This is a genomic window from Pantoea sp. ICBG 828, from assembly GCF_002928355.1.
In the GTDB taxonomy this organism is placed as follows: domain Bacteria; phylum Pseudomonadota; class Gammaproteobacteria; order Enterobacterales; family Enterobacteriaceae; genus Pantoea; species Pantoea dispersa.
The window spans coordinates 275,201-292,539 of sequence record NZ_POWN01000007.1 but is presented as its reverse complement, the minus strand read 5'-3'; the positions used below and the strand labels follow the sequence as shown (position 1 = coordinate 292,539).

16 protein-coding genes, 2 tRNA genes, 2 rRNA genes and 1 pseudogene are annotated in these 17,339 nt (G+C 58.0%); 12 read left to right on the top strand and 9 right to left on the bottom strand.

Annotated elements, in window-relative coordinates; all coding sequences use genetic code 11:
- From C1Y43_RS18440 to dkgB, 4 genes are all read left to right on the top strand, one after another.
- Positions 1-236: ribosomal RNA gene (locus C1Y43_RS18440) — 23S ribosomal RNA — on the top strand; the annotation flags it as partial.
- 197 nt (positions 237-433) lie between these two features.
- Positions 434-549 (top strand): 5S ribosomal RNA (rrf, locus tag C1Y43_RS18435).
- Positions 550-649: 100 nt separating this feature from the next.
- A tRNA-Asp gene (locus C1Y43_RS18430) sits at positions 650-726 on the top strand.
- A 170-nt stretch (positions 727-896) separates the two neighbouring features.
- Complete coding sequence (dkgB, locus tag C1Y43_RS18425) at positions 897-1,700, top strand: 2,5-didehydrogluconate reductase DkgB (protein ID WP_104189170.1); 804 nt, start codon at positions 897-899, stop codon at positions 1,698-1,700.
- Between the two features lie 12 nt (positions 1,701-1,712).
- Here the strand turns inward: dkgB and yafC are convergent, their stop codons facing one another.
- Positions 1,713-2,621 carry a DNA-binding transcriptional regulator YafC gene (gene yafC, locus C1Y43_RS18420; RefSeq protein ID WP_021507312.1) on the bottom strand — a complete coding sequence of 303 codons (909 nt, stop codon included), beginning with the start codon at positions 2,619-2,621 and terminating at the stop codon, positions 1,713-1,715.
- Positions 2,622-2,721: 100 nt separating this feature from the next.
- Here yafC and C1Y43_RS18415 point away from each other — a divergent pair, with 100 nt between their 5' ends.
- Positions 2,722-3,900 carry an MFS transporter gene (locus C1Y43_RS18415; RefSeq protein WP_021507311.1) on the top strand — a complete coding sequence of 393 codons (1,179 nt, stop codon included), beginning with the start codon at positions 2,722-2,724 and terminating at the stop codon, positions 3,898-3,900.
- Positions 3,901-4,048: 148 nt separating this feature from the next.
- Positions 4,049-4,849: an endonuclease/exonuclease/phosphatase family protein gene (locus C1Y43_RS18410; RefSeq protein ID WP_031279675.1), complete on the top strand. Its 801-nt coding sequence runs from the start codon at positions 4,049-4,051 to the stop codon at positions 4,847-4,849.
- A 192-nt stretch (positions 4,850-5,041) separates the two neighbouring features.
- On the opposite strand, the gene mltD is transcribed toward C1Y43_RS18410, so the two are convergent.
- Both mltD and gloB read right to left on the bottom strand, forming a co-directional pair.
- On the bottom strand, positions 5,042-6,418 hold the full coding sequence (mltD, locus tag C1Y43_RS18405) for a murein transglycosylase D (RefSeq protein WP_031279674.1): 1,377 nt from the start codon (positions 6,416-6,418) through the stop codon (positions 5,042-5,044).
- A gap of 71 nt (positions 6,419-6,489) precedes the next feature.
- Positions 6,490-7,245, bottom strand: a complete 756-nt coding sequence (gene gloB, locus C1Y43_RS18400) for a hydroxyacylglutathione hydrolase (RefSeq protein WP_021507308.1) — start codon at positions 7,243-7,245, stop codon at positions 6,490-6,492.
- A gap of 40 nt (positions 7,246-7,285) precedes the next feature.
- On the opposite strand from gloB, the gene C1Y43_RS18395 reads away from it, so the two are divergent.
- On the top strand, positions 7,286-8,020 hold the full coding sequence (locus C1Y43_RS18395; RefSeq protein ID WP_059010982.1) for a class I SAM-dependent methyltransferase: 735 nt from the start codon (positions 7,286-7,288) through the stop codon (positions 8,018-8,020).
- Here C1Y43_RS18395 and rnhA read toward each other — a convergent pair.
- Positions 8,005-8,572 (bottom strand): annotated as a pseudogene (gene rnhA, locus C1Y43_RS18390) (ribonuclease HI). The gene C1Y43_RS18395 and the pseudogene rnhA sit on opposite strands and share 16 nt — an antisense overlap.
- Here rnhA and dnaQ point away from each other — a divergent pair.
- Positions 8,526-9,257 (top strand): DNA polymerase III subunit epsilon, encoded by a 732-nt coding sequence (gene dnaQ, locus C1Y43_RS18385; protein WP_058776026.1) that lies wholly within the window; start codon positions 8,526-8,528, stop codon positions 9,255-9,257. The pseudogene rnhA and the gene dnaQ sit on opposite strands and share 47 nt — an antisense overlap.
- A gap of 134 nt (positions 9,258-9,391) precedes the next feature.
- Positions 9,392-9,468: transfer RNA gene (locus tag C1Y43_RS18380), tRNA-Asp, on the top strand.
- Positions 9,469-9,568: 100 nt separating this feature from the next.
- Here C1Y43_RS18380 and C1Y43_RS18375 read toward each other — a convergent pair.
- A complete protein-coding gene (locus tag C1Y43_RS18375) occupies positions 9,569-11,062 on the bottom strand; it encodes an NCS1 family nucleobase:cation symporter-1 (RefSeq protein WP_021507305.1) in 1,494 nt (497 codons plus the stop codon).
- A gap of 144 nt (positions 11,063-11,206) precedes the next feature.
- On the opposite strand from C1Y43_RS18375, the gene C1Y43_RS18370 reads away from it, so the two are divergent.
- The 3 genes from C1Y43_RS18370 to puuE are packed head-to-tail and all read left to right on the top strand — an operon-like array spanning position 11,207 to position 13,646.
- Positions 11,207-11,929, top strand: coding sequence for a GntR family transcriptional regulator (locus C1Y43_RS18370; protein WP_058758029.1), 723 nt, complete (start codon positions 11,207-11,209; stop codon positions 11,927-11,929).
- Positions 11,926-12,657, top strand: a complete 732-nt coding sequence (hpxA, locus tag C1Y43_RS18365) for an allantoin racemase (protein WP_021507303.1) — start codon at positions 11,926-11,928, stop codon at positions 12,655-12,657. The genes C1Y43_RS18370 and hpxA overlap by 4 nt, the downstream gene beginning before the upstream one ends.
- A 35-nt stretch (positions 12,658-12,692) precedes the next feature.
- Positions 12,693-13,646 (top strand): allantoinase PuuE, encoded by a 954-nt coding sequence (puuE, locus tag C1Y43_RS18360; RefSeq protein WP_104189168.1) that lies wholly within the window; start codon positions 12,693-12,695, stop codon positions 13,644-13,646.
- Positions 13,647-13,720: 74 nt separating this feature from the next.
- On the opposite strand, the gene hpxZ is transcribed toward puuE, so the two are convergent.
- Genes hpxZ through C1Y43_RS18340 form a run of 4 tightly spaced genes read right to left on the bottom strand, consistent with a single transcriptional unit; the run spans position 13,721 to position 17,284 of the window.
- The gene (hpxZ, locus tag C1Y43_RS18355) at positions 13,721-14,104 is read right to left on the bottom strand and encodes an oxalurate catabolism protein HpxZ (protein WP_058769325.1); all 384 of its coding nucleotides are present in this window, start codon (positions 14,102-14,104) and stop codon (positions 13,721-13,723) included.
- Positions 14,105-14,106: 2 nt separating this feature from the next.
- The gene (locus C1Y43_RS18350) at positions 14,107-15,504 is read right to left on the bottom strand and encodes an AtzE family amidohydrolase (protein WP_104189166.1); all 1,398 of its coding nucleotides are present in this window, start codon (positions 15,502-15,504) and stop codon (positions 14,107-14,109) included.
- Positions 15,501-15,686 carry an oxalurate catabolism protein HpxX gene (gene hpxX / locus C1Y43_RS18345; protein WP_010616983.1) on the bottom strand — a complete coding sequence of 62 codons (186 nt, stop codon included), beginning with the start codon at positions 15,684-15,686 and terminating at the stop codon, positions 15,501-15,503. Before hpxX ends, C1Y43_RS18350 begins: the two co-directional genes overlap by 4 nt.
- A gap of 11 nt (positions 15,687-15,697) precedes the next feature.
- Positions 15,698-17,284 carry a gamma-glutamyltransferase family protein gene (locus C1Y43_RS18340; protein WP_104189164.1) on the bottom strand — a complete coding sequence of 529 codons (1,587 nt, stop codon included), beginning with the start codon at positions 17,282-17,284 and terminating at the stop codon, positions 15,698-15,700.
- Between the last annotated feature and the right edge of the window lie 55 nt (positions 17,285-17,339).

Genomic DNA, 17,339 nt, shown 5'->3' with positions numbered 1-17,339 from the left:
GAGTGAACGCACCGCTGGTGTTCGGGTTGTCATGCCAATGGCACTGCCCGGTAGCTAAGTGCGGAAGAGATAAGTGCTGAAAGCATCTAAGCACGAAACTTGCCCCGAGATGAGTTCTCCCTGACCCCTTGAGGGTCCTGAAGGGACGTTGAAGACGACGACGTTGATAGGCCGGGTGTGTAAGCGCAGCGATGCGTTGAGCTAACCGGTACTAATGACCCGTGAGGCTTAACCTTACAACGCCAGAGGCGTTTTGGTCTGAGAGACCGAAAGAATTTTCAGCTTTGTTCACCGGATTACGTCCAGTGGATTTTGTGCTGTGACAAGGCGGCACGCGAGACGACGTGAAGGAGCATACACGAGTATGTGACTGAGCGGCGCGAGCGGGGCAACGCAGTCAGAGCGCGAAAGACGCGGACGAAAACAGAATTTGCCTGGCGGCAACAGCGCGGTGGTCCCACCTGACCCCATGCCGAACTCAGAAGTGAAACGCCGTAGCGCCGATGGTAGTGTGGGGCCTCCCCATGCGAGAGTAGGGAACTGCCAGGCATCAATTTAAGACCCCTAATCGGGTCATGACCTTCCCGGTGACGCGGAAAGGGCGAAACACCTGAAATCAGCGACGGTCTGATATCAGTACAGAATCGGTGGAGCGGTAGTTCAGTTGGTTAGAATACCTGCCTGTCACGCAGGGGGTCGCGGGTTCGAGCCCCGTCCGTTCCGCCACTTAAATTGAGAAGCCCTGACTGTGAAGTCAGGGCTTTTTCATGTCCGCTAAAAACCCGACATTGTTGAGTAAAACGCAAAATTCCTCTGCTCATAAGCGGATTTTTCAGCAACAATAATCCTGCCAAAATACGCCTCATCGCAACATTCAACGCAATGATGAGGAAAACATGACAATCCCCGCTTTTGGTTTAGGAACATTTCGTCTGCAGGACGATGTCGTTATTCATTCAGTGAAAACCGCACTGGAACTCGGTTATCGCACCATCGATACCGCTCAAATTTATGAAAACGAAGCTGCCGTAGGTCAGGCTATTGCCGAAAGCGGCGTGGCACGTGATGAGCTGTTTATCACCACTAAAATCTGGATTGAGAATCTCGCCGCCGACAAACTGATCCCCAGCCTACAGCAGAGCCTGGCGAAACTGCGTACCGACTATGTCGATTTGACGCTAATTCACTGGCCATCGCCGGGTGCAGCGGTATCGGTCAAAGAGAGCATGCAGGCATTGATGGCGGCGAAAGAGGCGGGACTGACGCGTCAGATTGGTATCTCTAACTTCCCGATTGCCCTGATGAAAGAGGCCATTGCCGCTGTGGGCGCAGAGAACATTGCGACCAACCAGATTGAGCTGCACCCGTTCCTGCAAAATCGCCAGGTCGTGGAGTTCGCGAAACAGCAGGGCATTCACATCACTTCATACATGACGCTGGTATATGGCGAAGCGTTAAAAGAACAGGTGATAAAGCAGATTGCGCAGAAACATCAGGCCACACCCGCGCAGGTCGTCCTGGCGTGGGCACTGGCACTGGGTTATGCCGTGATCCCCTCCTCAACCAAACGTGAGAACCTGGCCAGCAATATGGCGGCGCAGGATCTGAAACTGGATGCGGACGACATGGCGCAGATCGCCGCGCTGGATCGCCAGCAGCGTCTGGTCAGCCCGGAAGGTCTGGCACCAGACTGGGATTAATTCTCCCATGCATCAGCCCTGCACGCGCCAGGGCTGATCTCTGACCCACTCGCTGAGAAAATCAATAAAGGCCCGCACGCGCTGGCTCACCCCTAAATCGCTGTAATACACCGCATTAAAAGGCATCTCAACCGGTACCGACTGGTGCGCCAGCACCTCAACAAAAGTGCCCGCCGCAATTTCCGCATTCACCATAAAGTCCGACAGGCAGGCGATACCCTGATCGTTCAGGCACAGCTGCTTAATCGTCTCTCCGCTGTTTGATGACATCGCCGCATCAATTTCATACAGATCGCTGCCATTGGCCGACACGGGCCAGCGATTAAGACGAGGCGTCTCGACAAAACCGAGGCACTGATGCTGTGCCAGCGCCTCCACCGACGCCGGCGTACCATATTTCGCCAGATAAGCTGGCGTAGCGACCATTTTACGATAGCTGGTGAACAGCAGCCGGGCACGCAGCGTGGAGTCGGTTAAATCCCCGGCACGAATAGCGACATCCACTTTACGATCAATCAGGTTGATAAAGCTTTCGGAAGAGATTAGCGATAGCGTGACCGCCGGATAGCGTTCGCGAAAGGGTTTAATCATCGGCATCAGCAGGTTAAGGATCACCGGTGTTGCCGCGTCGATGCGCAGCACGCCCTGTGGCGCCTGCTGGCGCTCAATCAGCTCATTCTCTGCTGTCGCCATCTCAAGGATCAGCTTCTGCACGCGCCGGAAATAGAGTTCGCCTTCATAAGTCAGCGCCAGCTGACGGGTGGTACGCGTCAGCAGCGACACGCCAAGCTTGTTTTCCAGCTTCTTCACCGTGCGGCTCACCGCTGAATTGGCCATCTGTAACTGCTCCGCTGCACGGCTAAAACTGCCACTTTCTACCACAGCGATAAAGACTTTTAACTCCTCTGAAGATGCCTTCATTATGCCTCCTCAGGCAAAAGTTTATTGTTACTTTGCTTCTTTTTGTTATTAAAGCACGAGTCGATAATGGCGCCCATCAAAACATTATTGGGAGTCAACCATGCCACTTGCACTCTGGGCGCTGACCATCAGCGCCTTCGCTATCGGAACCACCGAGTTTGTTATCGTCGGGCTGATTCCGACCATCGCTGAACAGCTCAGCATTACGTTACCTTCTGCCGGGATGCTGGTATCCATCTACGCGCTTGGCGTGGCCGTCGGCGCGCCAGTGCTGACCGCTTTAACCGGCAAGCTGCCGCGCAAGCAGTTGCTGATGGGGCTGATGGCGCTGTTTACCGTCGGTAATCTGGTGGCCTGGCTGGCACCCAACTATGAAACGCTGGTAATGGCGCGTCTGCTGACCGGTCTGGCGCACGGTGTTTTCTTCTCCGTCGGCTCAACCATTGCGACCAGCCTGGTAAGCAAAGAGAAGGCCGCCAGTGCGATAGCCATCATGTTTGGCGGCTTAACCGTGGCGCTGGTCACCGGCGTACCGCTTGGCACACTGATTGGTCAGCATTTTGGCTGGCGTGAAAGTTTTCTGGCGGTCTCTCTGCTGGGCGTGATTGCACTGGTCAGCAGCATGATACTGGTACCACGTAACATCGCACAGCCGCCTGCCACTTCACTGGCACAACAGGCCGCGGTGATGATCAATCCGCGTCTGCTGCTGATTTACGCGATTACTGCGCTGGGCTACGGTGGCATCTTTACCACCTTTACCTTCCTGGCACCGATGATGCAGTCACTGGCCGGTTTCTCGCCGACCGCCGTCAGCGGCGTGCTGCTGGGGTACGGTATTGCGGTGGCGATCGGGAATATCTGGGGCGGCAGGCTGGCCGATCGCCGCGGTGCGGTACCGGCGCTGACGCTGATTTTTATCGCGCTGGCCATTCTGTTAGTAGTATTCCAGTTCACCGCCAGCATGCATTACCTCGCGCTGCTCACGGTGCTGGTGATGGGCGTCTTTGCCTTTGCTAACGTACCTGGCCTGCAGGTTTACGTGGTGCAAAAGGCTGAACACTATGCGCCAGGCGCAGTTGATGTCGCGTCCGGGCTGAATATCGCGGCCTTTAATATTGGCATCGCACTGGGTTCAACCGTCGGCGGTCACATCGTGGAACATTACGGTCTGGCGCAGACGCCATGGGTGGGTGCCGTCATCGTGTTTGCGGCTCTGCTGCTGGTCCGCCTCAGCGGCCAGCTGGATAAGCCGCGCACGGCAGCCATTACTGAATAAGCCGCACAACAGCCTGCCGCATGGCGGGCTGTTGCCGTTGCTGGCTGTGAGGCGAATTCCGACAATCAATAACAGCAATTGAAACCCCGCGCTAAAATCCCTATAACAGTCAGGTGAAGTTGTAGTCGTAAATCAGCCAGGCGGGACAGTGCGAAAAAAAACTTATGCAATGCGGTATGTAGCAGGTCAGCCTGCTGAGCGGATTTTTCCGCCAGGGGCGATGCTGCATCTTGGGCAGGCGTTACCGCCCGGTGCACCGCTGCCAGCCGACCCAACCCTGCGCGTGCTGGTGTGGAATATCTTCAAACAGCAGCGGGCAGACTGGATGTCAGTACTGCAAGGCTTCGGTAAAGATGCCCATCTGGTACTGCTGCAGGAGGCGCAGACCACACCGGAACTGGTGCAGTTCGCCACCAGTAATTATCTGGCGGCCGATCAGGTACCGGCCTTTGTGCTGCCACAACACCCCTCTGGCGTCATGACGCTGGCTTCTGCCCATCCGGTCTACTGCTGTCCGCTGCGTGAACGTGAGCCGCTACTGAGGCTGTCTAAATCCGCTCTGGTCACTGCCTATCCGCTTCCCACCGGCGAAATGCTGATGGTGGTGAACATTCATGCGGTCAATTTCAGCCTCGGCGTTGATGTGTACAGCAAACAGCTGGGGCCGATTGGCGAGCAAATCCAGCATCATCGCGGGCCGGTGATCATGGCCGGCGACTTCAATGCCTGGAGCCGTCAGCGTATGAATGCGCTCTACCGCTTTGCCCGTGAGATGGCGCTGCGCGAAGTAAACTTTACTGATGATCATCGACGCAAAGCCTTCGGCCGCCCGCTGGACTTTGTCTTTTACCGCGACATGAAAGTCAGCGAGGCGTCGGTGCTGGTGACGCGTGCCTCTGACCATAATCCTCTGCTGGTTGAATTCAGTCCCGGCGCGGCTAAACGTTAAGCCAGGCGCGGCGCGCCAAAGGCGAATGATTCACAGCGCTGAAGCGCATCCTGCTCAATAAACCACTTCAGACCGCTACAGGCATGGCGCAACGGCGAAAATAACGAGGTTTACGCGTGAGTGTGTCTGACTGCGGGAAAGGGAAAAGGTAAATAATGAAAAAGGCTGACAAAAGTCAGCCTTTTCGGTGCATCAGGTATCGGGTGTTGCGCTATTCTTCACAAACAGCGTCAGCTTGTCGCCGGGCTGAATGTCTTTAGCGTCACTGTTCCAGCGCATCACGTCTTTGGTGTTAACACCGTGACGTTTGGCGATACTGGCAAAAGAATCACCCTTACGTACACGGTAGGTGATGCTGTTGCCGTTATCCGCCAGCTGCGACGCGCCAGCTTTGCTGCCAACGGTCAGTGTCTGACCGATGCGTACTGACGCACTGCGCAGGTTATTCTGCTGCTTCAGTGCACTAACGCTCACACCAAGCTTACTGGCAATGCCCGATAAGGTGTCGCCTTTGCGAACCTTATAGCTATTGCCTGCAGCGCTGACTTTCGCCAGCTCGCCGGGCTGTACCGCAGCAATATCACCGGAAGCCAGTGAATTGCGCAGCTGAGCCACGTTGGACTTAGGCACCATAATATAGTGCGGTCCGTTTGGCGCGGTGGTGCCGTTTTTATACCCGGCATTGAATGTCTTCAGCTTGCTGAGCGACATACCGGCCATATCTGCGGCCTGCGTCAGTTCAATCTGCTGTCCCACTTCAACGCGAGCCAGTGCACGGCTCTCATTCGCGGTTGGCAGCTTAATACCGTAACGCTTGCTGTTCTTGAGAATATCACTCAGGGCCAGCATTTTAGGTACGTAAACCGTGGTCTCGCGTGGCAGCGATAAATGCCAGAAGTCGGTCGGCTTACCGCGCGCCTTGTTCTGTTTCATCGCCTTCAGCACACGCCCTTCACCGCTGTTATAGGCGGCGATGGTCAGTAACCAGTCACCGTCAAACATGCCGTTCAGACGCTGCATCATATCCAGCGCAACTTTGGTTGAGGCCACCACATCGCGGCGTCCGTCATACCATTGGTTCTGTTTCAAACCATAGTTTTTGCCCGTCTGCGCAACGATCTGCCAGATGCCAGCGGCATTCGCAGAAGAGGTTGCGTGTGGGTCAAAAGCGCTCTCCACTATGGGTAGCAGTACCAGTTCCATCGGCATTTTACGTTTCTGTATCTGCTCGACAATCCAGTACATGTACGGCTCTGCCCGTAATGTTACATCGTGGAGATAGCTCTTATTTTTTAAGTACTTTGTTTTTTGTTCGCGGATTCGCGGGTTTTCCGGAATCCCCATCTTCAACTCGTCACTAATGTGATTCCAGAGATCAGTGTCTTCTGCGAGGCTGGTTCCATCATCTTGCCAGCGCGGCGACAACAAGCGATCTCCGTACTTTCCATTTTCACCTTGACCAGCTGAAGACAGACTCTGTGCATGCTGTACCGGGATACTGGCGTCATTCCTTGATGCCTGACATCCAACCAGCAAGACCGAGGCGAGTAATATCGCTTTAGCCTTCATGTGTGTGTCAATAGTTCGCTTAAAAGACGAGCAACTATACGTTAGCGACCGGCACAACACAACCAGAAATATCAAAAACGGTCTTTCTTCTCGCGTAGATCGGCAAAAGTCTGCCATAACGGAGCCGACGACACATTAATGCCTAAAGCCTTTTGCAAATCAGGATCTTGCGTACGCAGGAATAAATTTATTTCACGCTCCAGCGCCAGTTTTGTTGGCAAAGTAATGCGATTTTCTGCGCGTAAGTCCTTAATTTGCTGATACCTTGCCAAAATTTTCGGGTCCTGAGGCAGAATAGCCGCAGCAAACTTCATATTGGATAAAGTGTATTCATGCGCACAGCAGATAAGCGTATCGGCAGGGAGTTGATTAAGCGCCTGAAACGACTCAAACATTTGCTGCGCAGTGCCTTCGAATAGTCGTCCGCAGCCACCCGAAAACATCGTATCGCCACAGAAAAGATAAGGTGAGCTGAAATATGAGATATGTCCTAAAGTGTGTCCAGGCGTTGCGATGACGCGGAAATTTAGCCCGAGCAGCGTAAATTCATCACCGTCACTGAGAATAGTGCGCGCGCCTTTATCGGCGGTCTCCTGCGGACCATAAACCTCAAGTTGTGGATAGTGCTCCAGCAGTTCGCTAACGCCGCCCACGTGATCGTGATGATGATGGGTCAGCAGAATGGCCTGCGGCTGCCAGTGATTGGCGTGAATTTTTTCCAGCACCGGCCGGGCTTCACCCGGATCGACGATCAGACAGCGTCCCTGCTCATCGTTCAGTGTCCAGATGTAGTTATCCTGCAACGCGGGAATACTGGTAAGATTCATAAACACCTCTCAGGTCGTAGAAAAAGGAAAATGGTAGAGCATGAAGCCAGCGAAAACACGCCAAATCCTGACTGCGCCGCGCTCCTGGCAGGATATGCCCTGGGGCGACTATTTCCGCGACGCGTTAACCCAGCAACTGCAACCGTATCTCGGCAAGCTGTACGGCTTTCATATGCTTAAAATTGGCAGCCTCAGCGCAGAAATCAATACCCGCCAGTGTGCCATATCGCATCAGGTTAATGTGGGCGATGAGGGCGATGGGCTGCACGTCATCGCCAGCGCAACGCAGTTGCCGTTTGAGTCCAAATCAATTGATGCCTGTCTGCTGGCGCACACGCTGGCCTGGAGCCAGGATCCGCACCGCGTACTGCGCGAAGTGGATCGTGTACTGATTGATGACGGCTGGATGATTATTAGCGGCTTCAATCCGTTCAGCCTGCTGGGCATCAGTAAAGGCCTGCCCGGATTACAGCGCCGCGCACCGTGGAGCGGACGGATGTTCAGCCAGGTGCGCCTGCTCGACTGGCTGAGCTTACTCAACTATGAAGTGGTGTATCGTACGCGTTTTCAGGTGGTGCCGTGGCACCGCCAGGGCGGGAAGATGATCAGCACGCACCTGCCGGCGCTGGGCTGTCTGAATATCGTGGTTGCGCGTAAGCGCACCTTCCCGCTGACGCCGGGCAAAGTGAAGATGATGCCCGGCAAAACCCAGTTACGGCCAGCGGTCAATGCCACGCGGCAGTTTCGTGAAGCCAGCGATCAGGACTCAACCTGATAGCCAATATCGTCGAGGGAAGGATTGCCGGCAGCGCTGCGTGCCAGTTCATCACAGCGTTCGTTTTCGGGATGACCGGCATGGCCTTTTACCCACTCCCACTGAATCTGATGGGTACTGAGCGCCGCGTCGAGTCGCTGCCACAGATCAACGTTCTTCACCGGCTTCTTTTCTGCGGTTTTCCAGCCGCGCTTTTTCCAGTTGTGAATCCAGCTGGTGATGCCCTGGCGCACGTACTGGCTGTCGGTGCTGAGCACCACGTCACATGGCTGGGTCAGCGCTTCCAGTGCCACAATGGCCGCCATCAGCTCCATGCGATTATTGGTAGTAAGGCGGTAGCCGGCGCTGAATAATTTCTCGTGCTGGCGGTAGCGAAGAATGGCGCCGTAGCCGCCGGGACCGGGATTGCCCAAGCAGGATCCATCGGTGAATATTTCTACCTGTTTGCGCATCTCTGGTAGACTTCCTTCTGACAAAACGCCAAGTCTGACATAAAACGAGTCCTATGAGCACTGCAAATAACCGCCAGATCGTCCTCGATACCGAAACCACCGGCATGAACATGATCGGGGTGCATTACGAAGGACATCGCATCATTGAAATCGGTGCGGTTGAGGTGATCAACCGTCGCCTGACCGGCAACAACTTTCATATGTATCTCAAGCCCGATCGGCTGGTGGATCCGGAAGCGTTCGGCGTACACGGTATTGCCGATGAATTCCTAGCCGATAAACCGACCTTTGCGCAAATCGCCGACGAATTCCTGGATTACATTCGCGGCGCGGAGCTGGTGATCCATAACGCTTCGTTCGACATCGGCTTTATGGATTACGAATTTGCCATGCTGCAGCGCGACATCGGCAAGACAGAAACCTTCTGTCAGATCACCGATAGCCTGGCGATGGCGCGTAAAATGTTCCCGGGCAAACGCAACAGCCTGGATGCGCTGTGTAACCGTTTCGAGATCGACAACAGCAAACGTACGCTGCACGGCGCTTTGCTTGATGCCGAGATTCTGGCCGAAGTGTTCCTCACCATGACCGGCGGCCAGACCTCGCTGGCGTTTTCAATGGAAGGCGAGCAGAGCAATCAGGTGGCAGGCGAGCATATACAGCGCATCGTTCGTCCGGGCGCCGGCCTGCGCGTGGTTAGCGCCAGCGATGAAGAAATAATGGCGCATGAGAGCCGGCTCGATCTGGTGCAAAAGAAGGGCGGCAGCTGCCTGTGGCGCGCCTGAAGCCGCTGATTTTGCGTGGAAAAGCGTCGTTAAGCTGAAAAAACCGCCAAACGAGAGATTCCCCTGCAAAAAGCGTTGACGAGGGATGAGGCTGCCATTAATATGCGCCTCGTTCCCGACGGGGAACAAAGCGCGGAGCGGTAGTTCAGTTGGTTAGAATACCTGCCTGTCACGCAGGGGGTCGCGGGTTCGAGCCCCGTCCGTTCCGCCAATCTCTTTAAAGAAGCCGATGCAGCAATGCATCGGCTTTTTGCTTTTCTAAATCATACCCATCTGGCGTACGGTCGCCATTCATGGCGACCGCCAGCGCATTAATCCTTCTGTACCGCCACTTCCGCACGATAGGTGGCTTGCGGCACCTCACGTTCAGCGCGCGCCAGCCAGCGGTAGCAGCCAGCGCCCAGCGCCACGCCGATGAACCAGCTGAAGTTTGCCACCGCGTGCAGGGAAGGAATAAAGCTAATCACCAGGCAAATACCCACGGAAGGTAGCAGCGCAGCAATCGCTTTTGGATTGAAACCGCCGCGGTACCAGTAGCGGCCTTTTGGCGTATCGTTGAACAGGTCATCAACGTATACCTTGCTGCGTTTGATCAGGTAGAAATCGGCGATCAGAATGCCAAACAGCGGTCCGATAAATGATCCCAGCACATCCAGCGTGTAGTGAATCAGCTCTGGCGACTGGAACAGATTCCACGGCGTCAGCAGCACTGAACCCACGGCGGCAATCATGCCACCGGCGCGGAAGCTGATCTTCTGCGGTGAGCAGTTAGAGAAATCAAACGCTGGCGAAACGAAGTTCGCCACGATATTGATGCCGATGGTGGCGGTAATCATGGTCAGCAGCCCGATAGCGACCGCTACATCGTTGCCTACCATGCTCACGGTTTCAATCGGATCGGTGATCATTTTGCCAAACAGCGACTGAGTACCCGAGACGATGACCACGGTCACAATCGAAAACAGCAGGAAGTTGAACGGCAGGCCCCAGCGGTTGCCGCGGCGAATCTCACCCATGCTTTTGCCGTAGCGCGAGAAGTCACCAAAGTTGAGCAGCGGACCGGAGAAATAAGAGACCACCAGCGCGGTCGCGGTAATCATCTGCCAGGTCTGCTCGCCCGCGCTCAGTGATTTACTGGCGAGGGTGAAGGAGATACCGTCAAAACCGGTTTTGTATACAATCCAGCCCGCCAGCGCCACCATCACCACGTAGACCGCCGGACCGGCGATATCGATAAAGCGTTTAATCGCGCTCATGCCGTGCCAGAACACCATCGCCTGCAGCAGCCACATGACGCCGAAACAGCACCAGCCAAGCTGCGACAGGCCGAGCCAGCTGCTCTGCGTCATGCTGCTTAACGACGGATAGAACTTCAGCAGCACCAGCATCAGCGCATTCGCCGCCAGATAGGTCTGAATACCGTACCAGGCGAAGGCGATCAGCCCGCGGATCACCGCCGGGATGTTGGCCCCGAACACGCCAAATGCCTGACGCGAAATCACCGCATAAGGCACGCCGGCCATCTGGCTCGGCTTCGCCACCAGGTTAGCGCACAGCTGCACGATGCAAATTCCCACCAGCAGACACAGCAGCACCTGCCAGCTGGCCAGACCGAGGGTGAAGAAGCTGGCCGCCACTACATAACCCCCCATGCTGTGCACGTCCGACATCCAGAACGAAAAAATGTTGTACCACGACCAGCTCTGGTTGCGGGTCGGCGCCAGGTCGTCGTTACACAGACGCGGGCTGTAATGGGCGTTGGCTTCAGAGGCCACCGCAGAGGTCACTTCAGAATGATTTGGCATGAAACCTGCTCCTCTTAACTTCATGGAAAAATAATGACAGCGTGAAACGGTATTGCAGGATCCAGGCCAGAATTGATTTCTTGTATACAAAAAATGAATTTCACGTATACGATGTCTGCATACAGTCACTTGCCGGAGCGGGTAATGAAGAGTGAAACAGGCCAGAAAACGGCTGCCGATCTGAATGACAGAGACGAACCTATCTATCAGGCGTTGCTGAACGCCATCGTGGAGCACCAGCTGCCGCCGGGCAGCAAATTGCCGGAAGAGGCGCTGTCGGAGGTGTTTGGCGTCAGCCGTACCGGCATTCGTAAGGTGCTGCAGCGCCTCGCGGCGGTGCAAATGATCACCCTGTCGCCCAGACGTGGTGCACAGGTGGCGACGCCGGGCGTGGAGGAAGCGCGCGACATCTTCGCCACGCGCAGCCTGCTGGAGTGCGCCAATCTGCCGGCGGTGCTGGCGCATCTGCAGCCGCCGCATCTCGCCGCGCTCAGTGGCTTAATTGCCGACGAGCAGCAGGCGCACCAGCAGCATGACGGGGCCGCCGCCATCCGTCTGTCTGCGGCTTTTCATATCCAGCTGCAGGCGATTTCCGGCAACCAGGTGCTGACTGACATGGTGACGCGCCTGACGCAGCGCTCCTCACTGGTGATCGCCGCTTACGGTGCACCGTGGCAGCGTGGCTGTCGTTGCGATCATCACGATCGGCTGGTGGATCTGCTGCGGCAAAACGATCTGCCGGCGTTAACTACGGCGCTGCAGCATCACTTCGAACATATCGTCGCCAGCCTGCACTTTGAACGCAGCGGCGAAACCCTGCCTGATTTCACCCGGTTATTTGCCGGTCATAAAGGAGCGGCATCATGAGCCTGATCCAGGTGATCAACCCGAATACCAGCGCCGCCATGACGGCGACCATCGGTGCAGCGGCGCGCGCCGTGGCCGCACCTGGCACGGAGATTGTGGCGGTGTGCCCGAGCGAGGGCGTGCCCTCTATTGAAGGACACTTTGATGAAGCGATTGCCGCGGTGGGCGTGCTGGAACAGGTAAAACGCGGCAAAGAGCAGGGCGTCAGCGGCCATATCATCGCCTGCTTTGGCGATCCGGGACTGCTGGCGGCGCGCGAACTGGCGAGCGGACCGGTGATTGGCATTGCCGAAGCGGCGATGCACACCGCGACGCTGGTGGCGACGCGTTTTTCGATTGTCACCACGCTGCCGCGCACGCTGGTGATCGCCCGCCATCTGCTGCAGCAGTACGGATTCAGCCATCACTGTGCCGCGCTGCACGCCATTGATCTGCCGGTGCTGGCGCTTGAGGACGGCAGCGGCGTCGCGCAGGAGAAAGTGCGCGAGCGCTGCCTGCAGGCGAAACGTGAAGATGGCAGCGGGGCGATTGTGCTGGGCTGCGGCGGCATGGCGTCGCTGGCACAGGATCTGACTAAAGAGCTGGGCCTGCCGGTGATTGATGGCGTCAGTGCGGCGGTGAAAATGGTCGAGTCATTACTGGCGCTGGGCTTTGGTACCAGCAAACACGGCGATCTGGCTTACCCGATTAAAAAACCGCTCAGCGCGGCATTTCAGCACCTAAACTAAGGGCTGGTTGAGGACTGATGACAGGAACTTGCAGAATGAGTGATGTATCTGAAAAGAAAGAGTACAGCTTCAACAAAAATTATCCGCGCGATCTGATTGGCTATGCGGGCCAGCCGCCGCACGCGCAGTGGCCGGGTAAGGCGCGGGTGGCGGTGCAGTTCGTGCTCAATTATGAAGAGGGCGCTGAAAACAATGTGCTGCACGGTGACGCGGGCTCTGAGCAGTTTCTCTCCGACATCATCGGTGCCGCCAGCTATGCCGATCGCCACATGTCGATGGATTCCCTGTATGAGTACGGCTCGCGTGCCGGTTTCTGGCGCATTCATCAGGAGTTTCAGCAGCGCGGCCTGCCGCTGACCATCTTTGGCGTCGCGATGGCGCTGGCGCGGCATCCGCAGATTGTCGAGGCCATCAAAGCCGCCGATTACGATGTGGTCAGCCACGGCTGGCGCTGGATTCACTATCAGGGGATGGATGCCAAAACCGAGCGTCAGCACATGCAGCAGGCAGTGGACGTGCTCACCGAGCTATTCGGTAAAGCGCCCACCGGCTGGTATACCGGGCGCGACAGCCCCAATACGCGGCGGCTGGTGGTCGAGCAGGGCGGCTTCAGCTACGACAGCGATTACTACGGTGACGATCTGCCCTTCTGGACGCAGGTCACCTGTCAGGACGGCACGGTGAAGCCGCATCTGATCATTCCCTATACGCTGGAGTGCAACGACATGCGCTTCGCCACGCCGCAGGGATTCAACACCGCCGAGCAGTTCTATACCTATCTGCGCGATACCTTTGATGTACTGTATGAAGAGGGCGCGACGGCGCCGAAGATGATGTCGATTGGCATGCACTGCCGTCTGCTGGGGCGTCCGGGGAAATTCCGCGCGCTGCAGCGTTTCCTCGACCATATTCAGCAGCACGACAAGGTGTGGGTGTGCACGCGTCAGCAGATTGCCGATCACTGGATGAAGACGCATCCGGCTGCGTAAGCGGCCTTACCTTTCACGGATATCAGGTCGTTTTTGCCCTCTCTTGCCAGGAGAGGGCAACGCTCGCGCCTGCGTCAGCTCATCAAACTCACCTGCGCTGCCACGATGCGCCAGCCGCACGGCAGCCGTACCCAGGTCTGCTGCTGACGGCCGATCTTCTCTACGCCCTCGCGGGTGAACTCGGTGCTGCACACCGCATAGTCATCGCCAAAAGTGGTGATGACCGTATTGCGCAGCGTGCGATCGAGCCCCTTTGACGGACGCGCCGCGCGAAAGGCGCGAATCTCGTCAATCCCGTACAGATTCTCTCCCGCACCGAGTCGCACCGTACGCGCATCGTGCCAGAACAACTCGTCCAGCACGGCGACATCATTGCTCACCAGCGCCTGCTCGTAGCGGTAAAACGCGGCGGTGACTTCAGCCAGTATCGCCGGACGATCGATATGTTCAGGTGTCATCTTCAGGCATCCATAAAAGAGGTTTGTGGCAGCGTCACACCCTGCTGCTGCAGTGCCCAGGCGGCGCGCAGCGCCAGCTGTTCGTTAAACGGCGCAGCAATCAGTTGCAGGCCAATCGGTAAGCCGCTGGCGGTGAGCAGCGGTACGCTACACACCGGCAGGCCGAGGAACGAAATCGGCTGCGTGAGCATGCCCATGCTGGCGCGTGTCGGCAAATCCTGACCGTTGATGTGAATGGTTTCCTGGCCGATGGTGGTGGCGGTACAGGGCGTGGCCGGGGCGATCAGCACGTCGTAATGGTCGAACAGCGGCAGCACCTGCTGCTGGAAGTGACGGCGGAAACGCTGGGCCTGCACATACCACGCGGCGGGCAGCATCGCGCCAGCCAGCAGGCGTTCACGTGAATTCGGCTCAAAGCGTTCTGGCTGGGTGCGCAGCGCCGGCAGATAGTGATTGCCGCCTTCCGCGGCGGTCATGATAAACGCGGCCGAGCGCGCCAGTTCGGCCTGGGGCAGCGTCACTTCTTCTGTCGCGCCGAGCGCGCGGGCCGCTACCGCCACCGCCGCGCGCGCCTCATCGCTGCACCAGTCAGCAAAAAAGCCGCCCAGCACCGCGCTGCGCAGCTTTTCGCTGCCAGCAGAGAGCCTGTCACTGACCGGTTCCGCAGGCCGCGCCGCCTGAAACGCATCGCTGGCGTCGCCGCCCTGCAGCGCATCGTAGACCAGACTCAAATCTTCCACCGAGCGGGCAAACGGACCGATGTGGTCGAGGCTGGCGACAAACGGATGGCTGCCGCTGCGCGACAGACGACCAAAGGTAGGTTTCAGGCCGAAAATGCCGCACAGCGAAGCAGGCACGCGAATCGAGCCGTTGGTGTCGGTGCCGAGTGAAAAGTGCACCAGCCCGGCAGCGACGGCTGCAGCGGAACCGCCAGATGAGCCGCCGGCCACGCGCGACAGATCGCGCGGGTTGCGGGTAGCACCATAATGGGTGTTCTCGGTGGTAAAGCCGTAGGCGTAGGCGTCCATATTCAGCATGCCGGAGAGCAGCGCGCCGCTCTGCTGCAGCTTAGAGACCGCCCACGCATCCTGCTGCGCCACCGGCCGCTCGCTGAACAGGCTGGCACCGGCAAGCGTGCTGTGACCGGCGACGTCAAACAGGTTTTTTACCGCATAGGGAATGCCAGCCAGCACCGGCAGCGGCTCGCCGCGCTGACGCTGCTGATCCAGCCGATCGGCTTCCCGCAGCATGCGCTGCGCGGTGACGGCGGTCCAGGCTTTAATGGCCGGGTTATGCTGTTCAATGGCAGCCAGCGTCTGTTGTGCGATGTCGCGCGCGCTGAGATCGCCCTGCGCCAGTGCCTGCTGCAGCTGGCTTATCGATAAGGCTGCCAGCGTCATGGATGAAATACTCCCGCTACTTCCAGGCGATCATCCAGCGGCAGCGCCATCAGCGGCTGCGCCATCGCGGCGATACGGTTAAACTGCGTTAGCAGCTCGGCGCGGCGCGTGTCGTCCAGCTCCAGCGCCAGAATCTGCTCCATTTGGGCGATATAGGTTGCCCAGTCCGGTTGTGCACTCATGATTTTCTCCGTTAAAAACCGGCAGCGCTGCCGTTGCTGCGCGGATCAAACGCGCCTTCCAGCATGCCATTGTTGTGTCTGACGATGGCGCCGGCGTGGCCCACCACTTCACTGTATTCAGCCAGCAGTTCGACTTCATGACCGAGCGCGCGCAGTTGCTGCACGGTTTCAGGCGCGATGCGCGCCTCCAGCTTGAGGGAGTCCGAGGATTGGCCCCAGGTGCGGCCAAGCAGCCAGCGCGGTGCGCTGACCGCCTGCTGCAGCGGCTGGCCCTGAATGACATAGCGGGTAAAGATCGCCGCCTGGGTTTGCGGCTGGCCATCACCCCCCATCGAGCCGTACACCAGCGTGCGGCCATCTTTCAGGCGTGCCGCCGCTGGATTGAGCGTATGGAACGGCTGTTTGCCCGGTGCCAGCGTCAGCAGGTGATCCGGCTGCAGGCTGAACGCCGCGCCACGGTTTTGCCAGGTAATACCGGTGCCGGGCAGCACGACGCCGCTGCCAAATTCGTGGTAAATGCTCTGGATAAAGGAGACCGCCAGGCCGCTGCTGTCCATCACCCCCATCCACACGGTATCGCCCGGTCCGCGTCCGGTGCCCCAGGGCGCGGCGCGATCGTCCTGTACCTGCGCGGCCAGCGTGCCGAGATGATCGGCATTCAGCAGCGACTGCACATCAATCGCCATGTGACGCGGATCGGTGATGTGTTGATCACGCAGGGCAAAGGCCTGTTTGGTGGCTTCAACGATGCGGTGCACCGTCTGTGCTTCACTGGCGTCGGCCATCGCCAGACGATCGGTGATCCCGAGGATCGCCAGCGATACCAGCCCCTGCGTTGGCGGCGTCATGTTCCAGATATCGCCTTCGCTGTGCGCGAGGTGCAGCGGCGTGCAGCGCCGGGCACGCTGCCGGTGTAAATCGTCCAGCGTAATCGGCATGCCGAGCGCGCCCATTTCGCGCGCCAGATGGTGCGCCAGCTCACCGCGATAAAAGCTCTCCAGCCCTTGCTCGCTCAGCACGCTCAGCGTCTGCGCCAGCGCCGGCTGGGTAAAACGACTGCCGGCGGTGGGCGGTGCGCCATCAGGCAGAAAGGTGGCGGCAAAACCGGGCTGATGTTGCAGCTCATGCTGTTTTGCCGCCGTCGCTGCCGCCTGCGAGGCGGTGACCGGAATGCCATCGGCCGCATAGCGAATCGCATCGCGCAGCAAACGGCTCAGCGGCAGCGGCGTCGCGCCCAGTTCGTGCGCCAGCGTCAGCGCTTCCTGCCAGCCGCTGACGGTGCCGGCAACCGTCAGTGCCGCTTTAGGGCCGCGATGCGGAATATGGCTCTCACCGTGATAGAAGTCGGGGTGCGCCAGCGAGCCGGCAGCACCGCTGGCATCGATAGCAATTGGATCGCCGCTGGGTGGCACCACCAGCCAGAAGCCGTCGCCGCCAAGGCCATTCATGTGCGGATAGACCACCGCGATGGTCGCCGCGGCCGCCACCATCGCTTCCAGCGCGTTGCCGCCTTCACGCAGTACCGCCAGTGCGCTTTCACTGGCAAGGTGATGCGGCGTCACCGCCATGCCCATCGGGGCCATATTGCTTTGAATCATAATGAACTGTTCCCGGATTATTCTTTTGTAGCGGCGCGATTTGGCGCGCTGGATA

Excerpts from the sequence above, each read along its gene's own strand:
- dnaQ (WP_058776026.1), top strand. The coding sequence starts at position 8,526 with ATGAGCACTGCAAATAACCGCCAGATCGTCCTCGATACCGAAACCACC.
- puuE (WP_104189168.1), top strand. The coding sequence starts at position 12,693 with ATGAGTGATGTATCTGAAAAGAAAGAGTACAGCTTCAACAAAAATTAT.
- C1Y43_RS18375 (WP_021507305.1), bottom strand. The coding sequence starts at position 11,062 with ATGCCAAATCATTCTGAAGTGACCTCTGCGGTGGCCTCTGAAGCCAAC.
- C1Y43_RS18370 (WP_058758029.1), top strand. The coding sequence starts at position 11,207 with ATGAAGAGTGAAACAGGCCAGAAAACGGCTGCCGATCTGAATGACAGA.
- C1Y43_RS18340 (WP_104189164.1), bottom strand. The coding sequence starts at position 17,284 with ATGATTCAAAGCAATATGGCCCCGATGGGCATGGCGGTGACGCCGCAT.
- C1Y43_RS18415 (WP_021507311.1), top strand. The coding sequence starts at position 2,722 with ATGCCACTTGCACTCTGGGCGCTGACCATCAGCGCCTTCGCTATCGGA.
- mltD (WP_031279674.1), bottom strand. The coding sequence starts at position 6,418 with ATGAAGGCTAAAGCGATATTACTCGCCTCGGTCTTGCTGGTTGGATGT.
- yafC (WP_021507312.1), bottom strand. The coding sequence starts at position 2,621 with ATGAAGGCATCTTCAGAGGAGTTAAAAGTCTTTATCGCTGTGGTAGAA.
- gloB (WP_021507308.1), bottom strand. The coding sequence starts at position 7,245 with ATGAATCTTACCAGTATTCCCGCGTTGCAGGATAACTACATCTGGACA.
- dkgB (WP_104189170.1), top strand. The coding sequence starts at position 897 with ATGACAATCCCCGCTTTTGGTTTAGGAACATTTCGTCTGCAGGACGAT.
- hpxZ (WP_058769325.1), bottom strand. The coding sequence starts at position 14,104 with ATGACACCTGAACATATCGATCGTCCGGCGATACTGGCTGAAGTCACC.
- C1Y43_RS18350 (WP_104189166.1), bottom strand. The coding sequence starts at position 15,504 with ATGACGCTGGCAGCCTTATCGATAAGCCAGCTGCAGCAGGCACTGGCG.
- hpxX (WP_010616983.1), bottom strand. The coding sequence starts at position 15,686 with ATGAGTGCACAACCGGACTGGGCAACCTATATCGCCCAAATGGAGCAG.
- C1Y43_RS18395 (WP_059010982.1), top strand. The coding sequence starts at position 7,286 with ATGAAGCCAGCGAAAACACGCCAAATCCTGACTGCGCCGCGCTCCTGG.
- hpxA (WP_021507303.1), top strand. The coding sequence starts at position 11,926 with ATGAGCCTGATCCAGGTGATCAACCCGAATACCAGCGCCGCCATGACG.